Annotated in this window: 22 protein-coding genes; 16 read left to right on the forward strand and 6 right to left on the reverse strand. The window is 59.5% G+C overall.

Features of this window, described 5'->3' with window-relative positions; genetic code table 11:
- Positions 1-16 precede the first annotated feature (16 nt).
- The 3 genes from K8U03_26775 to K8U03_26785 all read left to right on the forward strand — a co-directional run bounded on the left by K8U03_26775 (position 17) and on the right by K8U03_26785 (position 2,148).
- Positions 17-361: a hypothetical protein gene (locus K8U03_26775; GenBank protein MCE9608505.1), complete on the forward strand. Its 345-nt coding sequence runs from the start codon at positions 17-19 to the stop codon at positions 359-361.
- A gap of 430 nt (positions 362-791) precedes the next feature.
- Complete coding sequence (locus tag K8U03_26780) at positions 792-1,745, forward strand: hypothetical protein (protein ID MCE9608506.1); 954 nt, start codon at positions 792-794, stop codon at positions 1,743-1,745.
- 127 nt (positions 1,746-1,872) lie between these two features.
- On the forward strand, positions 1,873-2,148 hold the full coding sequence (locus K8U03_26785) for a hypothetical protein (GenBank protein ID MCE9608507.1): 276 nt from the start codon (positions 1,873-1,875) through the stop codon (positions 2,146-2,148).
- Positions 2,149-2,594: 446 nt separating this feature from the next.
- On the opposite strand, the gene K8U03_26790 is transcribed toward K8U03_26785, so the two are convergent.
- Positions 2,595-3,257 carry a hypothetical protein gene (locus tag K8U03_26790; protein ID MCE9608508.1) on the reverse strand — a complete coding sequence of 221 codons (663 nt, stop codon included), beginning with the start codon at positions 3,255-3,257 and terminating at the stop codon, positions 2,595-2,597.
- Between the two features lie 187 nt (positions 3,258-3,444).
- Between K8U03_26790 and K8U03_26795 the strand changes: the two genes are divergently transcribed.
- From K8U03_26795 to K8U03_26815, 5 genes are all read left to right on the forward strand, one after another.
- Positions 3,445-3,855, forward strand: coding sequence for a hypothetical protein (locus tag K8U03_26795; GenBank protein ID MCE9608509.1), 411 nt, complete (start codon positions 3,445-3,447; stop codon positions 3,853-3,855).
- A 459-nt stretch (positions 3,856-4,314) separates the two neighbouring features.
- Positions 4,315-6,276, forward strand: a complete 1,962-nt coding sequence (locus K8U03_26800) for a VWA domain-containing protein (GenBank protein ID MCE9608510.1) — start codon at positions 4,315-4,317, stop codon at positions 6,274-6,276.
- Positions 6,277-6,410: 134 nt separating this feature from the next.
- Entirely contained in the window at positions 6,411-7,682 is a 1,272-nt protein-coding gene (locus tag K8U03_26805) for an amidohydrolase family protein (protein ID MCE9608511.1), read from the forward strand.
- Positions 7,683-7,971: 289 nt separating this feature from the next.
- Complete coding sequence (locus K8U03_26810; protein MCE9608512.1) at positions 7,972-9,276, forward strand: Gfo/Idh/MocA family oxidoreductase; 1,305 nt, start codon at positions 7,972-7,974, stop codon at positions 9,274-9,276.
- A 201-nt stretch (positions 9,277-9,477) separates the two neighbouring features.
- Positions 9,478-10,233 (forward strand): HEAT repeat domain-containing protein, encoded by a 756-nt coding sequence (locus tag K8U03_26815; GenBank protein ID MCE9608513.1) that lies wholly within the window; start codon positions 9,478-9,480, stop codon positions 10,231-10,233.
- Between the two features lie 109 nt (positions 10,234-10,342).
- Here the strand turns inward: K8U03_26815 and K8U03_26820 are convergent, their stop codons facing one another.
- The 3 genes from K8U03_26820 to ftsH all read right to left on the reverse strand — a co-directional run bounded on the left by K8U03_26820 (position 10,343) and on the right by ftsH (position 13,701).
- The gene (locus tag K8U03_26820) at positions 10,343-11,107 is read right to left on the reverse strand and encodes a phospholipase (GenBank protein ID MCE9608514.1); all 765 of its coding nucleotides are present in this window, start codon (positions 11,105-11,107) and stop codon (positions 10,343-10,345) included.
- 20 nt (positions 11,108-11,127) lie between these two features.
- A complete protein-coding gene (locus K8U03_26825; GenBank protein ID MCE9608515.1) occupies positions 11,128-11,445 on the reverse strand; it encodes a Dabb family protein in 318 nt (105 codons plus the stop codon).
- 81 nt (positions 11,446-11,526) lie between these two features.
- A complete protein-coding gene (ftsH, locus tag K8U03_26830) occupies positions 11,527-13,701 on the reverse strand; it encodes an ATP-dependent zinc metalloprotease FtsH (protein MCE9608516.1) in 2,175 nt (724 codons plus the stop codon).
- A 390-nt stretch (positions 13,702-14,091) separates the two neighbouring features.
- Here ftsH and K8U03_26835 point away from each other — a divergent pair, with 390 nt between their 5' ends.
- Together K8U03_26835 and K8U03_26840 are read left to right on the forward strand one after the other, a co-directional pair.
- Positions 14,092-15,024 carry a zinc-ribbon domain-containing protein gene (locus tag K8U03_26835; GenBank protein MCE9608517.1) on the forward strand — a complete coding sequence of 311 codons (933 nt, stop codon included), beginning with the start codon at positions 14,092-14,094 and terminating at the stop codon, positions 15,022-15,024.
- A 28-nt stretch (positions 15,025-15,052) separates the two neighbouring features.
- Positions 15,053-16,384 carry an HD domain-containing protein gene (locus K8U03_26840; protein MCE9608518.1) on the forward strand — a complete coding sequence of 444 codons (1,332 nt, stop codon included), beginning with the start codon at positions 15,053-15,055 and terminating at the stop codon, positions 16,382-16,384.
- An 11-nt stretch (positions 16,385-16,395) separates the two neighbouring features.
- Here the strand turns inward: K8U03_26840 and K8U03_26845 are convergent, their stop codons facing one another.
- On the reverse strand, positions 16,396-16,950 hold the full coding sequence (locus K8U03_26845; protein MCE9608519.1) for an HAD family hydrolase: 555 nt from the start codon (positions 16,948-16,950) through the stop codon (positions 16,396-16,398).
- A gap of 80 nt (positions 16,951-17,030) precedes the next feature.
- Here K8U03_26845 and rfbD point away from each other — a divergent pair, with 80 nt between their 5' ends.
- On the forward strand, positions 17,031-17,975 hold the full coding sequence (gene rfbD / locus K8U03_26850) for a dTDP-4-dehydrorhamnose reductase (protein ID MCE9608520.1): 945 nt from the start codon (positions 17,031-17,033) through the stop codon (positions 17,973-17,975).
- 63 nt (positions 17,976-18,038) lie between these two features.
- Positions 18,039-18,974 carry a rhomboid family intramembrane serine protease gene (locus tag K8U03_26855; GenBank protein MCE9608521.1) on the forward strand — a complete coding sequence of 312 codons (936 nt, stop codon included), beginning with the start codon at positions 18,039-18,041 and terminating at the stop codon, positions 18,972-18,974.
- A gap of 18 nt (positions 18,975-18,992) precedes the next feature.
- On the opposite strand, the gene K8U03_26860 is transcribed toward K8U03_26855, so the two are convergent.
- Positions 18,993-19,847, reverse strand: coding sequence for a hypothetical protein (locus K8U03_26860; protein MCE9608522.1), 855 nt, complete (start codon positions 19,845-19,847; stop codon positions 18,993-18,995).
- Positions 19,848-20,075: 228 nt separating this feature from the next.
- Here K8U03_26860 and K8U03_26865 point away from each other — a divergent pair, with 228 nt between their 5' ends.
- The 4 genes from K8U03_26865 to K8U03_26880 form a co-directional block, all read left to right on the forward strand.
- Complete coding sequence (locus K8U03_26865) at positions 20,076-20,789, forward strand: HD domain-containing protein (protein ID MCE9608523.1); 714 nt, start codon at positions 20,076-20,078, stop codon at positions 20,787-20,789.
- 156 nt (positions 20,790-20,945) lie between these two features.
- The gene (locus K8U03_26870; protein ID MCE9608524.1) at positions 20,946-21,362 is read left to right on the forward strand and encodes a hypothetical protein; all 417 of its coding nucleotides are present in this window, start codon (positions 20,946-20,948) and stop codon (positions 21,360-21,362) included.
- 49 nt (positions 21,363-21,411) lie between these two features.
- Positions 21,412-21,666: a hypothetical protein gene (locus K8U03_26875; protein ID MCE9608525.1), complete on the forward strand. Its 255-nt coding sequence runs from the start codon at positions 21,412-21,414 to the stop codon at positions 21,664-21,666.
- Between the two features lie 117 nt (positions 21,667-21,783).
- On the forward strand, positions 21,784-21,979 hold a 196-nt coding region (locus K8U03_26880; protein MCE9608526.1), incomplete at its 3' end, for a hypothetical protein.

Below are 21,979 nucleotides of genomic sequence, written 5' to 3' on the forward strand. Positions count from 1 at the left end.
GAAAGAGATTCATCGAATGTTCGTGATCACGTTTTGTTTCGACGGTGGCCCGTTCGACGGTGGTAAGGCGGATACCTTAGGAGGCGACAGCTCACTCGTTGAAAAGTGGTACAACCTTACGAATGGCGGGGCCGTCGGACAGCGTTTCACCGTCACCAAGGCATCGACCAGTAACTACCCGATCGCTAGCAGATACGCCGCTACGCTGGGTAATAATGACACAGAGTTCAAAGACTACGAATATGAGATCGTCCGCAGAGAGGTAGAGCCAACAGAAACCATAGAAGGCGAAACTGACCCATACAAAAAAGACGTGAATCGGGAAACATTTTATTGCGAGCTCTCAAGGGAACATCGCTAAAAGACTCCGTCATCGGTAAGGCTATCGCCGCGGAAGTAGTCCTCGATCGAGATCGTGGACTTCAACAGCTCCGCCATGAGCACGCGTCGCGTGCTGACGGGAATGGTCAGCTCTTTCGACTACTCCTCGATGCTCGTAGACACTTCGTTGGCCGAGGTTCACAACACCGGCGCCATGGTCAGATAGACGAAGGACAGCGTCGAATTCGCTGAGGTGATCGAGGGGAGGAGGTGGAAGAAGTTTACCCGCCGCTTCTTCAGTGGAACCGTCGTATCTCTCGCCGATCGACGGATTCTACCGCCGTATCATTCGCATTGCCGTTGGGGGAATTACACCCTTTCTGCGCAAATCTGAGAACCCGATAATGGGCATCGACGACCCGCGGATACCGGCGGCGGCCCGCAAGATGATCGAAAGCAAGGGATGAAGAATGGCCAATCGCAAGTATCTTTCAGAGTTCACGCTGAATGCCTACACCCAGTTCGGTGCCATTGTTCAACAGGCCGATCTTGCCCTGCTCAAGGACGACAATCGCTTTCAGAAGCGCCCATGCCACATCTACATGATCACTCGTGCCCCTCGACTTTCGATCGATATTGCATCGATGACCATGGACGACCACACGATCAAGGGGCAGTTTTTAGTTCAGAAAAAGAATAATTTCGTTCCGCGTCCATTTTCAATTCAACACACATTTGGAACGAAGCGATTAACCTTCGAATCCGACTTTCCACATACGCGGCTGATCAGCCGAGACGAGAACGGAGAGCTGTTCGGCGATTGGAAGGTTTCGATGGCAATTCGCGAATGGAAATTGGACGTTGGCGACCTTCTGGATCTCGAAGTGATGTACGTCGGCCAGTCCTACGGTGTCGATGGTGCTCGCACCGCGCCCGACAGACTCCAGGCGCACGAGACGTTGCAAGCGATCTACGCTGAGACCGTGGCCAAGTCACCGGATCAAGACGTCTGGCTGGTTCTTCAGCACTTCGAAGAGCAATTGATGCACGAGATGAACGGAAGCTACGATGAATTCGAAAAGACAGAAGAGGAAGACATCGATCATTCGAGCAAGATCTACGATGCGACGTTCACCGAGCAGCAGACGATCAACTACGCCGAGGCCGGGATGATTCGGTACTTCCAACCGGAATTCAACCGCATCTACAAAGACTCGTTCCCGAATCCGGCACACTCTACGTACAGCCAGTGCTACGATCTAGACATTCACATGCTGGCCGTTTCGATTTGCACCGACTGCATTCGAAGCCGCATATGGTCGCCGACGGTTGCCCCATCTGACAAGCACCTCGCGCAATTCGATTTGAGGACGTCTGAGCAGCGACGAGGAATTTTCGATTACTTTGGCGACGGTTGGAAGTGAAACGCGCTGCATGTTACGGTCAGCCCGTGTCTGCCGCGCTCGAACGCGTGATCGTCACTCTACTATCGAAGGTCGATGGACAAGGCCCTTCGGCATGTGCGCATTTTCGGCGAATTAAGGCTCAGAAATGGCAGAGAACGATGATTTCGTCACTTTTGGCGATTGTCGCATCTCGCCGCGGGCAATCGAGGCTTGCCGGACACACCACGGAATCGATAGTCGCAAGGCGGTCGCCGAATTGGCCCACCAAGCCCTGAAGACTTACGACGAGCATTTGAAGCCCAAAACGGCGTTTCAGGTCGAGAGGCTACTCTATGACGGGGATAGGGTTCTTTTCGGCATCATGATTTCGCTGGAAGCCGGGAAGCTTAAGGTCGTTTTGAGCGACGCAAGCGAAGGTTAGACGCGGCGACTGCTCAATCAATCGATGAGCCGCCGACGCCACGCTGCCTGCCTACACTTTGCGGAGCAGAAAATCGCGTCGCGTCTAAGTGGTCGAAAATTTTTTCCGCAGTACCAACAGCCTGTTGAACCATTGAGTGGATCGTCGGCGGTCGGTTTTTGGCTTTTCTCGCGTTCCAGTGTTCTTCGCTGCACGAACGCTGACACGCGGCATTCCGCTTGGCAATACTTCTGTGCGGGGTGCCTGAGAAGAAATCGATTCCCGGCAATACTGGCAATTGCCAAACGCGAACTTTGAATTGCAGGCGGTTTCTGCTTGCGAGCGGTGCTCCGTTACGGTTACCGGTTTAAATTTGGGAATCGCTGGCATCGATAGAATTCCTCCGGAAATACTGCGACATCGATCGCTTTTTTATGCCCTATCTCGCCCACGCGGCTCCGCGGCTGTTACGGCTTTCGGAAAAGATGCCGACGCACTTCAGAGGCCGATAGACCGACAATACTACCAATGCTCGAAAACGTCTCGCCGTTGTTGCGGAGATATCGGATTGCAACATCTTGTCGTCGCGTTACGTTTCGCGGTTTAGGACCGGGTGGACGCCCCTCAAAAATGGCGTTCTGTATTCCACGGGACGTCTTGCGCCCATGAAGCTCCTGTAATGAAGCCGAAGGGGACTCGACCACTGCGACGACAACTGTGGAAACGATTTGTCCAAGTAAGTCGAAGTCTTCCCCCGACGGCTCGGTGAACGGATCGCAGCCGCCATTCGATGCTTCCGGACGTAGAAGACGCCCGATATCGGGATAACAGATAATGGCTTTGTGACGCAGCGCATGCGCTACCGCACGGTATAGATCTGGACGGCCTGTGCTGATCCGGCCCTGATACGGCTTGTCGTTTCCGACGATCGCAACGAGCCTTCCGCCTGCCTCGCGAATTGCTCTGCGAGCCGCGCACTGCTGACGGAATAGACTTCCGTTTTTTATCTGCGACAGTTCTGAAACACGAATACCCAGGACGACGTTTTTCGTCGGGCTTTGTCGAAGTGCTTCTGGTAGATGCAGGATGCGGCTCCGAAAGAACGGAGCGGCCCCGTTTATAATAGGCATGTCACTTTCCCCTATTGCGGCCTGCGATCGATCGGTCCCGTCAAGAACTTGGATCGCAGGCCGTGTTAATCGCATCAAACGGCCTTCGTCAGGGCTGAAGACTCAAACACTCGATCGACGCGCGCGAGTAACTCGTCGCTAACTCTTGGCGGTAAGTTTGTGGCGCGTTCGGTAGATCGAGCGCTACATGGGAAAAATTTCCGGACCTCTCTTGGACCGGATCGATATTCAGATCGAGGTGCCCGCCGTGGCGTTTAAGGAACTCTCGGCGACGACGCCCGGCATGAGCAGCGCCGAGATGCGGCAAGCGGTCGTGTCGGCCCGAGCGGTGCAGGCGCAGCGATTGGGTGCGGGGACGATGCGCTACAACGGCCAGCTGACGAATCGCCAAATTCGGACCCATTGCAAGCTCGGGCACGATGCCTCGGTCTTGCTGCGTGGGTGCATGACCGAACTCGGCTTCTCGGCTCGGGCCCACGATAAAATTCTGCGGGTCGCAAGGACGATCGCCGACCTTGCCGGCAGCCGAGACATCGAAGTGGAGCATGTCGGCGAGGCGATCAACTACCGCCTGCTCGACCGCGAGCTCTGGAAATAGGGCCGAATCCGCGATGGTTCTCGGGTTCTTCCGGCTGAAAATGCCGCTTTCGACCGGTCAATCAGGCCGATTAAATGGGCCGACCGTTACGGTCGAAAATACCGGGAATAATCTTCCGCACGGCGTCCGAATAATCGGGCACGGGATCGAAGCTGGCCGAATGTGTATGTTTTGTCTAAAATGTTGACATCGCAAGACTTCGATCGGTAGACTATTTTTGATCGAGTGAAGTTCGGATAAGGATTTAGAACCGGTCGGCGGGCGATGTGGTAGAGCGGTTTGCAGCGCTGCCGGCATCGGTCTTTCGCCTTGCGGTTTGAGGTCGGTTCGTCGTGCTTGGCTCGTCTTGTTTAGATTTCATTGAATTTCGGATGATCGAATAGCGGATCGTCAGGTTTGGTCGCGTCGTCATTGGATCGGCGCTAACTCCTCACAACTTGTAAGAAGGCTTCGCCCAACATGTCTGCTGCAACGCCCCCGGCAAAAAATGCGTCGCCCGAAGCTCAACCGGAACCGGAAGCCGAAGAAGAAGAACTGATCGAAACAGGCCCTGGCTTAGGGCGCAACGTGGTGTGGGGCCTCGCTGCCGGCGGCAGCTCGATGGTCGTGCATCTCGCCCTGCTCTTGATGATGGGCCTGATGATGAGCGGCGCTCCGCCGCGCGAACCACCTAAGCTGATCGAAGCGAGCGTCGAGCCGGTGCGCGATCAGGAAGAGATCACGCAAAAGCTCGACTCGAAAATCGTGCCGTCGACGACGCTCAATGCCGCGTCGTCGGTCAGCTCCGCGGCTTCGGCTACGGCCGGCGTCTCGGGTGCGATTTCCTCCGCGGTCGCCGCGCCGAAGCTCAACACGACCGTCGTCAATCGCCCGACTTCGGTGCGCGTCGACGTCGGTGCCGTGAACGTGTTCACGCAGTCGGGAAGCACGTTCGCGTCGGCAGTGCCCGAAGGAACGCTCGGCGATGGACTCGCGACCGCCGAAGGCTACGGCGACGCGATGGATCGGATGACGCAAGAAGTCTTGAACATGCTTGCCAAGCGTAAAGTCATGCTCGTGTGGTTGATGGATCAGTCGGAAAGTATGCAAGACGATCGCGAAGAAGTGACGACGCGTATCGAACGGGTCTATCAAGAGCTCGGCCTCTCGGCCGCCGCGAAAGACGACGCCTTGCTGACCGGCGTTATCAGTTACGGAGCGAGCACGCTCAACCACACGCCGCAAGCGACCTACAAGCCGCAAGAGATCATGGCCGCCATTAAGTCGGTGCCGAACGATCCGTCGGGCTTCGAAATGCAAAGCCAAGCGTTCATGTTCGGGATCAACAGCTTCCAAAAGATTGCGCAGGCCGGCAATCGCCAAATGGCGATGATTATGGTGACCGACGAAAGCGGCGACATGGCGAGCAACATCTCGCAACTCGAGCAAGCGATCGCGATGGTCAAGGCTGCGAACTGCAAAGTCTACATCCTCGGCCGCGAAGCGATCTTCGGTTATCCCTACGCTCACATGCGTTGGACGGACCCGGCCACGAAGACCTCGCACTGGCTTCGTATCGATCGTGGTCCGGAAACTCCGCAACCGGAACAACTCCAAATCAACGGGTTCCACCGCCGCAACGATGCGTTTCCGAGCGGCTTCGGACCTTACGAACAATCTCGTATCGCCCGGCAAACCGGCGGTATCTTCTTCATGCTGCCGAGCCCTGAAGTCAACCTTCACGGTCGCGACACGCGTGCTTACGACTCCGACGCGATGCGGCCTTACCTGCCGGACTTGAGCCCGCGGAACGACTATATGTCGGAACGCGATAAGAATCCTTTGCGGCAAATGGTCTTCCAAGTGATTCAAGACTTGAACCCGTACCAAGCGGGGAGCAAAGGCTCTCGCGTGGAAATCAGCACCGGCCCCTTCTCGATCGATCGCTCGGTGTTCGCTCAGCAAACGACGGCCGAGATGAAGAAGGCTCAAGACTTGATCATGTATCTGCAAGAAGCGCAGAAGGGGTTGGAGTCGGTGGCGTCGTATCGTGCTCGCGAAAAGAGCCCGCGCTGGCGTGCCAACTACGACTTGATCTACGCTCAGGTAATCTCCTACCAAGCACGGTTGCTGGAGTATGGCTGGTATATGGGTGAGTTCCAGAAGACCCCGAAAGCGATCAAGAACATATTGGGCGAAGCTCGTCCGACCAACCGTTGGGGCATGTCCGTCGTCAAGCGGTTGCTGAAGCCGGACGTGACCCAAGCGCAACGTGACAAGGCCGACGGCCTGTTCCGCGAAATTCAAAAGGAATACGCCGGAACGCCGTGGGGCGAGCGTGCGAAAGACGAAATCAATCGCGGCTACGGCGTCGAATTGCATGAAGGGCACGAAGACCCTCGCAACCTCGCTGGTCGAGGCATTAAGCTTCCGAACTTCTAATTCGAAGTCCGGCTGATTCAAAGCCGGCTCCTGATTCGAGCTCTATACACAGGCTGTCCGACTCCAAGTCGGACAGCCTGTTTTTTTGCCTTCGATTACCCCCTTCCGTTCCGTCGCACGGCAACCGAGCAATCATGGTCCGCCACGAAAGCGCAACGCGGGCGACGACCTATCTCGCGCGGCGGATATTGCCGATCGAAGGCCCGCCGCTGGAGCAGGGATACCTGACGGTCGTCGGCGAGCGGATCGCCGCGCTCGGCCCGAAGCAGGACGTCGGCGCGCGGGCCGACCACGGCCGCACGATCGATCTCGGCGACGTCACGTTGCTCCCCGGCTTCGTCAACGCGCACACGCATCTCGAGTTCGGCGATCTACTTCAGCCGCTCGGCCGAGCGGGCATGAGGTTTCCGGATTGGATTCGCGAAGTCTTAAAGTATCGTCGCACGGTCGAGTTCGATCCGGTGCGCGCGCTTCACACGGGCCTGCGCGAAGCCACCCGATTCGGCACGACCCTCATCGGCGACATCGCCTCGTCGGCCCCCGATACGTTGTTCGACGCTACGCCGCCCGATGCCGCGGTTGTTTCGTTCGTGGAGTTGATCGGCCTCGGCGAGTCGCGGTCGGCAGGGCAACAGGCTCGGCTCGACGAATTTCTCGCACGAGCCGACGTCCCGAATTCGCTCCGGGGAATCAGCCCTCATGCGCCGTATACGGTGCGGCCTGCGTTGATCGAAGCCGCCCTGGCGCGCTCGCGGGAGCAGCGCGTGCCGACGGCGATGCACTTGGCCGAGTCGCGCGAAGAGCTGCAGCTTTTGCATTCCGGCACGGGCCCGTTCTGCGAGCTCTTGCGCGAGCTCGGCGCATGGGACCCCACGGCGATTCCCCTCGGCACCGTGCCGCTCGACTACTTGCGCACGCTCAGCCGGGCTCATCGGGCGCTCGTCGTCCACGGCAACTATCTCGCGCCCGACGAGATCGAGTTTCTCGCAGCGCACGCCGACCGCATGACGGTCGTCTACTGCCCTCGAACGCATGCGTATTTCGGCCACGAACCGCATCCGCTGCCGCAGCTGCTCGCGGCCGGCGCGGCAGTCGCGCTCGGCACCGACGGCCGCTGCACGAACCCCGACCTAAACTTGCTCGCAGAAATGCGCACCGTGGCCCGAGCGTTTCCGCAACTCGCTCCCGAACGCATCGTGCGGCTCGGCACGCTCGACGGCGCCCAAGCTCTCGGCCTACATCAAGAAGCCGGCTCGTTGCGGCCGGGAAAGCTCGCCGACTTCATCGCCGTCGCAGCACCGAGCGAGATCGACGATCCGTTCGCGACGCTTTTAAGCGACGAGTCGCAAGTCGTCGGCACGTGGAAGCGCGGGCGAGAGGTATGGCGCGCGACTACGGCACCGTAACCGTCCTGCGATGAAACCACCGGCACGGACGGACACGTGATCATCGACGCCGTGCATTTGCTCCCGGCGAAATAGGCGTAGTTCGCGGCATGTATTTCAGTGCAGCCATGCGCTCACATCGAGCGACGATGATGCAAAACGAACGAGGCAGGGGCGAATGCTAGTTGCGTCGCGGTGGAGAGTTGCCAAAATCATAAACGCGGGTGTAGCGCGAAATGCGGCTCGCAGCGTAGCGAAACCGATCCCTTAAGAAGTTCGTCAACACTTCTCCCTGACAGGAGTTTTCATCGTGAGTTCCAGTCCCGGTTCCAATCGTCGTACGTTTCTTAAAGCATCGGCCGCGACGACGCTTGCCGCGCCGACCATCGTGTCGCCGCGCATCTTCGCCAAGGGAGATACCCCGGCGCCGAGCGATCGGGTGGTCGTCGGTTCGATCGGCGTCGGCGATCTCGGTCGTCGGCATCACTTAAACAACAAGCTGATTCCGAATCCGCGCATTGAAGTCGCGGCCGTGTGCGACGTCGATCGCAACCATCGCGACCTCGCCGCCGCCGACGTTCTGTCGAAGACCGGCAAGACTCCGAGCGTTTACAAAGACTTCCGCGATCTTTGCGATCGGAAAGATATCGACGCGGTGCTGATCGCCGTGCCCGACCATTGGCACGCGCTCACTTCGCTCTATGCGATGGAAAGCGGCAAAGACGTTTATTGCGAGAAGCCGCTGACGTTGAACATCGAAGAAGGAAAGAAGATGGTCGAAGCCGCGCGCCGCTACGGCACGGTCTTTCAGACCGGCAGCCAACAGCGTAGCGAAGGACCGTTTCGGCAAGCCGTCGAGCTGATTCGCAACAAGAAGATCGGCAAGGTAACGCGCGTCGACACGTATATCGGCGGCATCGATGCCGGCAAGTGGCAGAAGCCGACGACTCCGCCGCCGGAACTCGATTGGAACTTCTGGCTCGGGCCCGCTCCGTATGCCGAGTATTTTCCGAACCGCAATCATTATCAGTTCCGTTGGTTCAGCGACTACAGCGGCGGCAAGATGACCGATTGGGGAGCCCATCACAACGACATCACGCAATGGGCGCTCGACATGGACAAGAGCGGCCCGGTGAAGGTGCGGGCCGAGAAGGCGGCGTTCGCGCCGGAAGGTCCGCACGACGTCGCGCTGGAGTTCGATGTGGTCTACACGTACGCCGACGGCGTCGAACTGCATTGCCATAGCCAGGGCAAAAACGGCATCAATTTCACCGGCACCGACGGCTGGGTCTTCGTCAACCGGAGCGTCAAAGACTTCGACGCTCACGACCAGGCGCTCCTCACCTGGCAAGCGGGCGAAGCGGACGTTCGGCTGCCGCGCACCGAGTCCAAGCACCCACACCACGACAATTGGTTGAACTGCATCGTTTCGCGACAACGGCCGATCTGCGATGTCGAGATCGGTCATCGCTCGGCGACGATCTGCCACCTGGGAAACATCGCGATCCGCACCGGCCGAGACCTGCAATGGGATCCGGTCAAGGAAGAGTTCGTCGGCGACGATCAAGCCAATCAGTTGGTCGGGAAGCCGATGCGAGCGCCTTGGCACCTGTAAATGAAATCCCAATGACTAATGTCTAATGACTAAGGAAGCTCGAAGAACGAAGCTCGAATGGTATGCCGCAAGGATTATGACCTTCGTCATTCGTGCTTCGTCATTCTTTAGTCATTAAAAATTAGACATTAGTCATTCATAATCTTCCGAAGCAATTCGTAATAAATCAGCATTCAACGATAACCGTAAGGATTCAATAGCATGGCAACCGTAACTCAATTAGCGGCCGATCTTTGCTCCGGCGATCAGGTGAAGGCATATCAGGCACAGCAGTCGCTTGCGAAGCTTACCGGCGAGATCGGCGGCAGCGGAAAAGAAGCCGAACGCGCCGCGACTGCGAAAGAACTAGCTGCTGCGCTCGCGGCACTCAAGCCCGCGAAAGACGGCCGCGGCGAGCCCACCGAATCGTCGATCAACTCCGTCGTCGGGGCGACGGAAATCTGTCGGGCGTTGGCGTTCGTCGCCGGCGAAGCCGAAACGGCGATCCTCAAAGAATGCTTGAAGAACATCGACTTGCGCGAGCCGGCACGTTGGTGCTTGGCCCGCATGACTTGCCAAGGAGCGACCGATGCGCTCGTCGAAGCGCTGACGAATGCGACCGGCACGGAGTATCGCGTCGGCCTGATCAACGGACTCGGCCGCAAGTCGGGCTCGGCGGTTGTCGAAGCTTTGAAAACGGCCGTGAAGTCGAACGAGCCGGAAGTGCGCCTCGCCGCCGCGGAAGCGCTCGCCGAGCAACCGCAAGCCGATCTCGATGCCGTCATCGCGACGGTCGACTCGGGCTCATTGCAACGAAACGAAGCGCGCATCGCGCGGGCTCGCGTACGACTCGGCAACACGTTGCTCCGAGCAGGCGACAAGGCCGGCGCGAAGAAAGTCTTCACGTCGATCGCAGGCTCGTCGGCCGATGAGCCGCAAAAGAAAGCCGCCACGGCCGCGCTCGCGACGATCGGCTAGAAGCAACGGTTAGAACCAACTCAGACGAGGTCGTCGAACGATCGCCTGCGAAACATAGAGAGCGAGGCCCGCGCGTCGAGCCTCGCTCTTTTTTTCATGGATGAGGAACTTAAGGACGCGTAATCGGCCCGCCGACGCGCCGCTGTGCGAATAGCCAGTCGAGTAGCCCGAAGCTCGGTTCGTAAGCCGGTTGCCAGCTATGGTGCCCGACATCGGCGAGCTCCGTATATCGAGGCGAGCCACCGGCGGCGCGGATCGCCGCGATCATGTTGCGGCTTCGCTCGACCGGCACGATTTCGTCGCGCGCTCCATGCACGGCCCAGATCGGCAAGTCTTTCAACTCCGCTGCACCACCTTCGTAGCCTCCGCCGCAGATCGGCGCGGCGGCCGCGGTTTCACCGGCCGAGAACGAGGCCAGATACCAGCAGCCGAAGCCTCCCATCGAAATGCCGGTCAAGTAGATGCGAGCATCGTCGATCGGCTCGCTACGAAACACATCGTAGCAGGCCGCTTTCAACATCCGCAGCGCCGTGCCCGACGTAGCCACCGGGCGCGACTCGAGCTCATCATACGGCACTTCGATCCATTGCCGACCGATCGGGCATTGCGGCGCCACGACGAAGCAAGGATACCGTTCGCGATTCTCCGGACGGGCAAGGATCTCTGGGAGATACTTCAACTGCATCTCGTTGTCGTCGCCGCGCTCGCCGCCGCCGTGCATAAAGATGACGAGCGGATACGTTTCGCCCGGCACGATACGTTCGGGCCTCATCAGCCGGTAGCGAACCGCGTCGAGTCCGGGGAGCGCGTGCCCTTCGGCAGGCGCGGAGCGCTCGGCGAAATGCAGCAGTGCGTCGGCCGATGGTTTCGTCATGCTCGTCGTCGCTCGGCAGGTTAGGCGCCGATCGGAGCGTCGCTATCGAACACGCGCACGAGCTTCCAGTTCGGCTTGTTCTCGGCGATGAACTCGAGATGGCGCGGAGCGACTTGATAGGCATCGTGCGCCGCGCGGTCTTTGAAGATGACGTTGAGCGCGACGTCGTAGCCGTGGTCGTTCACCGGACGATTGTATTCCGCGGCCAACGTGCCGACGGCGTAGAACACGGTGCCGGGATGATCGGTGAGATATTTATTGCAAGCATCGGTCAAGGTCTTGCGAGCGGCGGCGGAATTGTCGTGCAACGTGAAGTAAACGCTATGAACGAGCAACATGGCGAGCGAATTCCTCGGTAAAATCGGTTCAGTAAAATAAAGATTTACGAAGCGCGAGCGTGCGCACCGAGCGCCGCTAGGTTAAGTATTCTTCGGCTCGCGCGCCAGGAGCTTCGTCGGCAAGCGTTCCGCGGCCGGACCGAGCAACGCTTCGATTTCTTGCACTTCGAGCGTTTCGGCGTCGGCGAGTTTGTTCGCCAGCAGATCGAGCTTCGGACGATATTCGATGAGCAACTTCTTGGCTTGATCGGCCGCCGTATGCAGGATGCGGGCCGTTTCCTCATCGATCACTTGGGCTGTGTGCTCGCTGAATTCGCGCGGCTCCGACATTTCGCGGCCGAGAAACGGATGTTCCTCGCCGATGCGAAACGCGACCGGCCCGAGTCGCTCGCTCATGCCCCAGTGGGCGACCATGCGGCGCGCGAGCTGCGTCGAACGCTTCAAATCGTTCTCGGCTCCGACACTGTATTCGTCGTAGATCAGCTTCTCGGCCGCGCGGCCTCCCATGAGGCAGACCAAGCGCGCGTGCAGCTCGCTTTCGCTGTAGCTTAATTTGTCTTCTTCCGGAAGAAGCTGAGTGACTCCCATCGCGCGACCCCGGGGAATGATAGTTACTTTATGAACCCGATCGTTGCCGGGCAGGATCCAGGCGAGCAGAGTGTGTCCCGCTTCGTGATACGCGGTCATGTGCTTTTCGTGGTCGCTGAGCACTTCTTCGCGCCGCACGCCCATCAACATTTTATCGCGGGCATACTCGAAGTCGTTCATGTCGACTTTGTCTTTATCGCGGCGCGTCGCCCAAATGGCGGCTTCGTTGACGAGGTTTCGGATATCGGCGCCCGTCAGGCCGACGGTGCCGGCCGCGAGCCGTTCGATGTCGACGTCGTCGGCCAGCGGCACGTCGCGCGTGTGGACTTTGAAGATCGCGATCCGACCTTTCATCGCCGGCCTGTCGACGGTGACGCGGCGATCGAAACGGCCCGGCCTCAGCAGCGCCGCGTCGAGCACGTCGGAGCGGTTCGTCGCCGCGAGCACGATCACGGATTCGTTCGGGCTGAAGCCGTCCATCTCGCTGAGAATCTGATTCAGCGTTTGCTCGCGTTCGTCTTGTCCGCCGCCGATCCCTGCGCCGCGCACCCGACCGACCGCATCGATTTCGTCGATGAAAAGAATGCAGGGCGAAGCTTCTTTGGCCGTGCGGAACATATCGCGGACGCGGCCCGCGCCGACGCCGACGAACATTTGAATGAACTCGGAACCGTTGATCGAGAAGAACGGCACGCCCGCTTCGCCGGCAACCGCTTTCGCGAGCAATGTTTTTCCGGTTCCCGGCGGACCTTCGAGTAGCACGCCCTTGGGAATGCGACCGCCGAGCCGCTGAAACTTTTGCGGGTTCTTCAAGAAGTCGACGATCTCGGTCAACTCGTTTTTCACACCCTCGAGCCCGGCGACATCGGAGAAGGTGACTCGCTTGCCGCTGGTGTCGTAGCGCTTGGCGGGGCTTTTGCTGAAGCTACTGAGAATGCCGCCTCCCATGAATTGATCGCGAGCGCGACGAAACATGATGTACATGCCGCCGATCAAGACCAAGGAGATTGCGAGATAAAACATCATCGCCACGCCGGCGCTGTCGGTGAGGCGATCGGCTTTGTAGTGTTCGCCGAGTTTTTGGCGCAGCAGAAGATCGACCCTCTCTCCCGCCAGCGGACTCAGCACGACGCTGAACTCCTTGCTCATCATCTCGGGCTTGGCATCCCCTTGCGCGATCGGCACTCGCGGCGTTAAGAAGCGATCGAGCGACGACTCGATGAAGTAGTTGGCGCCGAGCTTGGCGACTAGTTTATCTTCCAACTCTTTCCCGGCATTGGCACTCAACAGCACGCGAAAATCGAGCGCAAAATCGGCTGCTGCGGCGCTCGCGGCGACCGAGCCGGTCGCAGTCGGCGTGGCTGAAGGAGTCGGCGCGGCGGTGGAAGTCGGCGAAGGAGTCGCGGTCGGCGCAGGCGCGGCGGTCGGCGAACGTGTTTCTCCGACAGCGCGCTTGAACCGGCCGACGAGCTCGTGGCCGTCGGAATGGGCTTCGGCGATGTTGTCGGCATCGAGCTGCGCGAGAAACAGCCCGTAGGAGATCGTGCGGATCGTGTGCGGTTGCGTCTTCGTCGGCACGGGAACTTGCGGCGCCTCGACGAAGCGGCCCGAGACTTCCAGGCCGTCGATACGGGCTTCCGCGACATTGCCGGCTTCCAGTTGCTCCATGAAGAAGCCGTAGTTGATCGAAGTCCGTGCGCGGATCCGATCGACCACGTAAAAGACCGAAATGATCAACAGCATCATCACGACGAGCAACGCCGGGTTGCTCAGGAGCGACCGCGACGGCGGGAGTTTCTTCGGTTCCGGCTTCGGGCCGGAGGCGTTGGGATCCATCGACACGCAACTTCCCTCCAAACGGGATTCTTTCGCGGCGGACAAACATTCAAGATAGGGGAATAAGGCCGATAATTCCAGCGGCAGCGTGTGAAAGATGCGGCGAAACGATCAGGTTCTTCGCTCCGTTGCGCAGGGCTTACCGCAACTTGACTTCCGGCCCAACGCCGTCGACACTAACGAAACGCCATATCGTCTGCACTTCTTGCTAGAGCTTCCAGCATGCCGATTCCGGTTGTTTGTCCGGGCTGCAAGGCCGCTTTCAACGTCAGCGATAAATTCGCGGGCAAGCAAGGTCCGTGTCCGAAATGCAAGACGCTGATCGCGATCCCCAAGCTCGACGCTGCGCAACCGAAAGAAGAAATCAAGATCCATGCGCCCGAAGAGGCGCAAGGTGGTCCGAAAGGAGCTTCCGGCCGTCCGGTTCTTAAGCCGATCGAACGTCGCGACGCGCGCTTAAGCCCCGTCGTTGCCGGCGGAATCGGTGTGGCGATCATTGCGTTGTTCGTGCTCGCGTGGTTCGGCAGCGCGATGGTGATGCGGCCGTTCCCGCTCATGCTCGAGCAGCAGCGTATTCCGGAAGTCAAGTCGGCCTACGACCGTGCGATTTACGTCGCCTATGCGATTCGCGCAGTAGCGCTCTTGGTCATCGGTTTCCCGATCGTCTTAGCCGGCTATTTGATCTTGCGCGATGACGAACTCGAACCGTTTCGCGGTCGCGCGCTTTGGTCGCGGATCGGCGTTTGCCTTTCGGTTTATCTGTTGCTGTGGTTAATCTATGCGCTGATTCCATTCGACTATACCTCGTCGTGGTATGTGTGGATCGTCATCGGCCCGCCGTTTCTGATCGCCGGCTTTACGGCCGCTTATTATTCGTTCGACTTCGACCCAACCTCGGCAGTCGTACATATCTTGTTTTTCATCGTCGTCACGTTGTTGCTCGGCATGACCGCAGGCCTGACGATGCCTTGGAGCGACGAAATCAAGACGCTTCCGGCTCGCTACGTCGAGACGGTCGGCGAGATTCCGCTCTACGACGGTTCGAATCGGCCGATGAACGATGCGGCGCGCAAGATCGAAGCGGAAAAGCACAAGAAGCCCGCCGCGTCGTCGACGAGACCTGCCGCGGCACCGAAGCCGGCGACCGCACCATGACGGCTTTGCGATCGGCAGGTGCTCGACGATGACCTCGCTTAGAAACATTCCCGAGCTCGAAGCGCTCAACGCTCCGAGCGGCGTGATTCGGATTCCGCCCGAGATCGACATACCGCTCACGCCGCGACTGCGGCAGCTGATCGACACGCGCGAGTTTCGCCGTCTCGCCCACATCAGCCAGCTCGGGCTCGTTTCGCTCGTCTATCCCGCCGCGAACCATACGCGCTTCGAGCACTCGCTCGGCGTTTATCGCAATGCGCTGTTCTTTCTCAACCGGCTCGCGCACGATCCGCGCTTCGAGGCCGTGATCCGACCGGCCGATGCCGAACTGTTCTTGCTTGCGGCCCTCTTCCACGATCTTGGGCATTGGCCGTTCTGCCATCCGATCGAAGACATGAAGCTGGCCGAAGTGCCGCAGCATGAATTGTTCGCCAACAGCTTTCTGCTCGAAGGAGAGATCGCCGACACGGTACGCGACGAATGGGGCGTGAGCCCGCGCGATATCGTGTCGCTCCTGTCGGAGAAGCCGCGGACGACGAAGTCGCGTGTGCTCGCGAGCATGCTCTCGGGCCCGATCGATATCGACAAGATCGACTACTTGTTCCGCGATAGCCTGCACGCCGGCGTGCCGTATGGACGGAACTTCGATCAGAACCGGCTCATCGGTAGCTTGTGTTTGAACGAAGCCGGCGACGGTCTCGCGATCACCGAGAAAGGGAAGACCGCGGCCGAGATGATGGTCTTCTCACGCTATGTGATGTTCAGCGAAGTCTACTGGCACCATGCCGTTCGTTCGGCGACGGCGATGCTGCAACGCGCCTTCTACTTGCTCTATCGCACGCTCGATCTCGACGCGGTTTTTCGGCTCACGGAGAACGCATGGATCGTCGAAATCATGCGGCAAGCGGAAGGGCATCCGGCGCGTGAGCTCCTGGAAGGATTGTTCGGCACGACACGTCGCCTCTACAAGCAAGTCGGGCAATATAGCTTCTTCGAGCATCAAGAGACTTATCAGCAGCTTGCGAGAAAGCCTTACACTTGGCTCGCGACGTTGGCCGAGCAGTTCGCCACGGTCGCCGGCTCGGCACTCGGGCGGATCGTTGCGCCGCATGAGATTCTCTTCGATGCGCCGCCGATGCAGTGCGAGATTCAGTTCGATGTCGACGTGTTTTATCCGAAAGAAAATCGCTATCGCTCGCTGAGCGATGTGTCGCCCGTTTGCCGCGCGCTGGCCGAACGCCAGTTCGACGACTACGTCAAACGGGTTCGCCTCTTCGTGCATCCGCGCCTGGCGGACGATCTTCGTTCTTCATCGAACCTCGCCGAGCTCATCGCGCAAGCGGTGCGACGAACCGAGTGAGTCGTTGCGATTTACGTTTGCGATCGCAACCGGCTTTCGATCCAGTCGGCCGCATCGCAAAGATCGTCGGCCGTGAAATCGGCGCGGCATTTTCCGGCTCGCTCCGTCGCCAGTCCGTGACCGGTGCGCACGAGAACCGTCGTCGCTCCGACCGCTTGCCCTAGCTCGACGTCGGCGCATTTATCGCCGATGACGAACGCCGCACGAAGATCGATCGCGTGCTCGCGCGCGGCAAGATCGGCCATGCCCGTTCGCGGTTTCCGACATTCGCACCCGTGTTCATCGGTATGCGGACAATGGTAGATCGCCTCGAGCGCGATGTTCTCCGCCGTGAGTAGTTCTCGCAGTCGCGCGTGCATCGCGGCGAGCGCAGTTTCGTCGAAGTAGCCGCGCCCCAGGCCCGATTGATTGGTGACGATGATGAAGCGAAAGCCGAGCCGAGCCATGCGGCGCAAGCCTTCAGCGGCGTTCGGCAAAAGCTCGACGCCGTCGGCGTCGGCAAGAAAGTGACGGTCGACGATGATCGTGCCGTCGCGGTCGAGCAAGATGTAGCGAGTTCGTTCCATGACTGCATTAGATACCGCGCGGAAGGTGGATTCGCCAAGATGCCCTAGTCGGTCGAAAGGGGATTTGCCACAATTCGCTCATGACGACGACTATCGAAACTCCGAAAATCCTGCTCATCGGTTCGCAAGGACAACTCGGCTGGGAGTTGCGCCGCAGCTTGCGTCCGCTGGGCAAAGTGATTTGCGCCGCGCGGCGCGGCGATGCAAACACGCTCGCGGTCGACCTGGCCGATCCCGACTCGCTGCGCGCGTTGATTCGCGATACGGCGCCGCGCTTGATCGTGAATGCCGCGGTCTATTCGCAAGTCGATCAAGCGGAGAAAGAGCCCGAGCTTGCACGCGCGGTGAATGCGATTGCGCCGGGAGTGATCCAAGCGGAAGCGAACCGCCTCGGTGCCGCGGTCGTGCATTATTCGACCGACTATGTGTTCGACGGCACCGGTACGCGTCCGTGGGAAGAGACCGATCCGACGAACCCACCGAATACCTACGGCCGGAGCAAGCGCGAAGGCGAGTCGGCGGTCGAAGCGGAAGGAGGCGCGTATGCCGTGCTGCGCACCTCTTGGGTCTACGGAATTCACGGCGTTAATTTCGTGAAGAAGATTTTGAAGTTGGCGAGCGAGCGACCGACGCTGCGCATCGTCGACGATCAGATCGGCGCACCGACTTCCGCACGTATGCTGGCCGATGTGTCGGCGCAAATGCTGGCCTGCGCGCAAGGGAACTTCGCCGCGCTGCTGCGCGAGCGCGGCGAGATATTTCATGTCTGTTGCGGAGGCGAAACGAGTTGGTGCGGCTTTACGAAGACGATCGTCGAGCGAGCGCGACTTTTGGGAATGACGTTGAAAGTCGAAGCGATCGAGCCGATCACATCGAAAGAATTTCCGACACCCGCCGCGCGGCCGTTGAATTCCCGATTGTCGTGCGCTCGATTGCAGCGAGAATACCGGCTCACGCCGCCGACCTGGCAAGAGGCGCTCGACGACACGCTGCCGCTGTTGCTCAAATGGGAATTCGGCGTTTGATCGGCTCCGCCGGCGATCGAGCGTAAGCCTCGGCGACGAACTTTTCGGGATGCGAGTTTCGACATGCGAATCGTAGGACGACTGAACGACGAACGGCAAGCGACGACGTTCGTCGACTACTTGCTGACGCTCGGCGTCGGCGCGAAGTCGGAAAAGAGCGATCGCTCGGCCGATGATATTCATTGGGATCTCTGGGTCTTCGATGAAGATCAACTCGCGCTCGCGAAAGAATCGCTGAAATCGTTCGAGACCGATCCGGATGCCGATCGATTCAAATCGGCATCGAAGGAGGCCGATCGGCTTCGTCGTGAAACGGCTCAGCAGGAACTCGCCCTGCGCCGCAAGCAACAAAGCCTCGTGCGGCGCGTTTATCCGAACTCGTCGGGCCGGCGACCGGTGACGATGACGTTGTTGGTGGCAAGCTGCCTCACGTTTCTGTTGACCGACGGCGGCAACTCCGAAGCGACGAGGCCACTCGTAGCTCGCCTGAGCATCAGCGCGGCTCCGCAACTGCGCGACGTTTCCGGTGAGCGCGTGATCCGGCTACCGGAGCTGAAGCAAGGGCAATGGTGGCGGGTCATCTCGCCGATCTTTCTGCATTTCGGTTGGATGCATATCCTCTTGAACATGATGTGGTTGATGGATTTCGGGGCGCAGGTCGAAGTGTTGCGTGGATCGCGCAAGATGCTGTTGTTCACGCTCGTCTTCGCGATGGGCGGCAATCTCTCGCAGTATTATTTCGTCGGCCCGAGCTTCGGCGGCATGTCGGGCGTGGTCTATGGATTGTTCGGCTACATCTGGATGAAGTCGTGGTACGAACCGTCGTCCGGTTTTTTTCTGCAGCCGTTCACCGTCATTCTTCTAATGACCTGGTTTCTGCTCGGCCTGTTCGACGTCGTCGGTGCGACCGCCAATTTATGCCACGGGGTCGGCTTGTTGCTCGGCGTCGTCTTCGGATACGCACCGACTTTGCTTCGTTCGATTCGGAAGTCCAGCTAAGCTGTTTCTTTCATCGCGTCAATCGATCTGCGCATGACGATGCAGGGGAGCCGCCGTAATCGCGTCGTCGATTTCGATCGAGGCTTCGTCGGCCGAGGGTTGATCGTCGGAGCTCCCGGCTTCTTGAGCTTTCGATTTCGAGTTCGCGGCGATATCAGGCACGGTGGTTTCGAGGATCATGATTTTTTGCCAAATGTTGCGCGAAAGATCGGTCGTTAGGTTCGTGAGCCGGTCGACCGCTTCGATCGCCACTTCATCGGGAAACTCTTGAACGTAGAGGGCACCGGTCTTGCTCGTAAGCGAAAGGAGCTCGCTGCAATAATCGAGATACCGGCCCAACTCGAACGGGGTCATCGAGCGCTTCGGCGACGAGGCGGTGCGGCTCCCCTTTCGCGTAATCCGCTCCGGGTCTTTCGTAAGCTGGTGCATGTCGATGATGTGCGCGAGCGAACGGAGCTCGCGAACGGCGTCGAGCGCGCGAGCACGCTTCATACGCAACTCGAGCGAAAACAAAAACACGATCGCCGCGCCGATGAACACCGCGCTACCGAGCGAGGCCTCGACCGATTGCACGAAATGCTCCAACTGGAACACCTCGTCGTTCATCCGAATGAATTTCGCCCCTTGCCAGATCAGCCAGGCGACGAGCACGGCAATCAGCAGAATGCCGAACCGCAAACCGATGTTCGGCCGGCGAATGCGCTGTGCCCGGATCACCGACTCTTCCGAAATGCGATGCAGCTCGCAGGCGACTTGGTAGAGGCCCGAGGCGGGGAAGCGTTCTTGAATGCGCCGCCGGAGAACATCGATCGTCTCGACGATTTCCGATGGCCGCAGATTACGGTAGCTGGCCGGATTCTCGACTTTCGTCATCGAAATCTTTCGCTTTCGAGAAGCAGTGGTCGATGCCTGCGTATGGGAAACGGCCCGTAGCACCCGACGGAAGCCATGGCTCGCCGCTCATGGTAGCCGAGCCGCCGGGCGTAGCCAACCGACGCAATTAGGCCGCCGAACGGCGTTCACGATTCTATTCGAGATGTGTATAATGAACTTGTTACGCAAACCGGCCCAATCGCCGTCTCGCCTGAGACGCATAAGCCCATGTCGTACGCGAAAATGCGCCAGCAGCTTGCCGAGCAAGCCGCGCGGCTGATGTTTGAGAATCAAATCTCCTTTCAGAAAGCGACGCAGCAGGCGGTGCAGCGCGTCGCCGGCGGCTACGTCGCTCGCAAGGCTCTGCCGACGCAGCGCGAGATTCGCGCCGAGATCGCGCGGCTCGCTTGGATGAGCGGGCAGAACGACGATCGGCTGCTCGAACCGCCGGAGCCCGACGATCCGTTCGTGGTCTTCGCCGCGTTGCTCGCGCCGTTGGAACAAGTCCGGCGTCGAGGACGCAACGGCGTCTTCGAAGACTACCTGTCGCATAGCCTGCGGGTATTCGATCTGGCTTGCGACGAGCTCCCCTACGACGAAGAATTTCTCACCGCCGCGCTCTTGCACGAAGTCGGGCGCGGGCTCGATCCTCAATCTCCCGCGCTTGCCGGCCTGGATGCGCTCGGAGAAATGATTACTCCACGCACGGCATGGTTGATCGAAAACCTAGACGCGGCCAATGCCTCCGTAGAAGGAACGCTCGGCCGGCGCTCGCTGCGCAGGCTGGCGGAATCGGAATGGTTCGAAGACTTGCTGCAGCTCGCGGATTGCGACCGGCGCGGCAGTTCGCTGGGTGTTCCGACCTCGGATTTAGAGTCGGCCTTGGAATATCTGCGTGAGATGAATGCCGAGGACGAAGCCGATTCCGATGCCGACCGATAGCATCGGACCCTCCGGATTTATTCCTGAAATGCCGTGGTTCGTCTCACGCTCGGGGTCTGTTTCAGGTTATAATCGGAACCATGCGCGGCCCGGGATGAGCCGCGCGCAGCGGCGCAAGCGTCGCTGGCCGTCGGATTTTAATGAGGGAGTTCTGAATTGATCGAGTTGCACGCCACCGCCCAAGATTATCGCAAAGCTTTGCCTGCCATTCGCGACCTCCGCTCCACGAGCTCCACGACCTGGACCTTGTGGGTCAATTTATTGCGCAGCCAATACGCGAGCCCGGAACATTCCATCGGTCTCGCGGCTTTGGCCGAAGCAGCCAAGCTGACCTCCGGCAACATCGCCGGCCTGCGCTATGCCGCCCTGGGCGAAGCCATCGCGAAGCAACTCGGTTACGTTCCCCCGAATAAGACGCAAGGGGACAAGAAGCCGATGTGGTGGACGACCCTTTCGACCGCGCTGCATTCCGACGACAAAGACCCGACCTTCCGCCTCACCATGCGCCCGGAGCTGGTCGAAGCGATCGAGTTGATGGGTTGGGTCAAGGCCCAACCGGCACCGCAAGCTTAGTCACCTCAACTTCGATAGCCCCTCCGCCGGCAATCTTGCTTGCTAGCTTATGAGCGACTCGCATTCATTTCTCGCGCGCGACGCGCAGGGCAATCCGTATCGTCTGACGATGCATCGCGAGATGATCGGTGCGTCGTCGAGGAGTGAAGACCACATGCCGTCGAAGATGTCGATTCCGGTGGACATCATCGGTCCGCGCGGAGAATGGGTGAGCCTGGTTCATCCCGGGCGCTACTTGATGCAGCCGATCGAAAAAGGTCGAGCGGCGATCGAACTATTCGCCGACGACCCGATGGCTCTTTGAAGCGCCGCTCACGATCGGGCCGGAAGGTCTCGGCTGCCGGAATCGGGTTCGGTATAATCTCGCCCGACCGTTCGCCTTCTCCGGCCTTCGAGGGCCGCTCTGCAACTGGGCCCGCATGTGAGCGATCTTTTTCAAATTCTGCTGACGGCGCTGCATCTCACTTCGGTCAACGCGGCGTTCGGCGGCCCGATCTTGGCCTTCTGGCTCGATCTGCGACGCACCCGCCGCGGAGACGCCGTGGCCGATGCCTTGGGCCGGCGCTTGCTGCGCGTGTCGTTGCATGGGCTCTACGCCGGCGCGGCGCTCGGGGCCA

Source organism: Planctomycetia bacterium (genome assembly GCA_021413845.1).
GTDB lineage: Bacteria > Planctomycetota > Planctomycetia > Pirellulales > PNKZ01 > PNKZ01.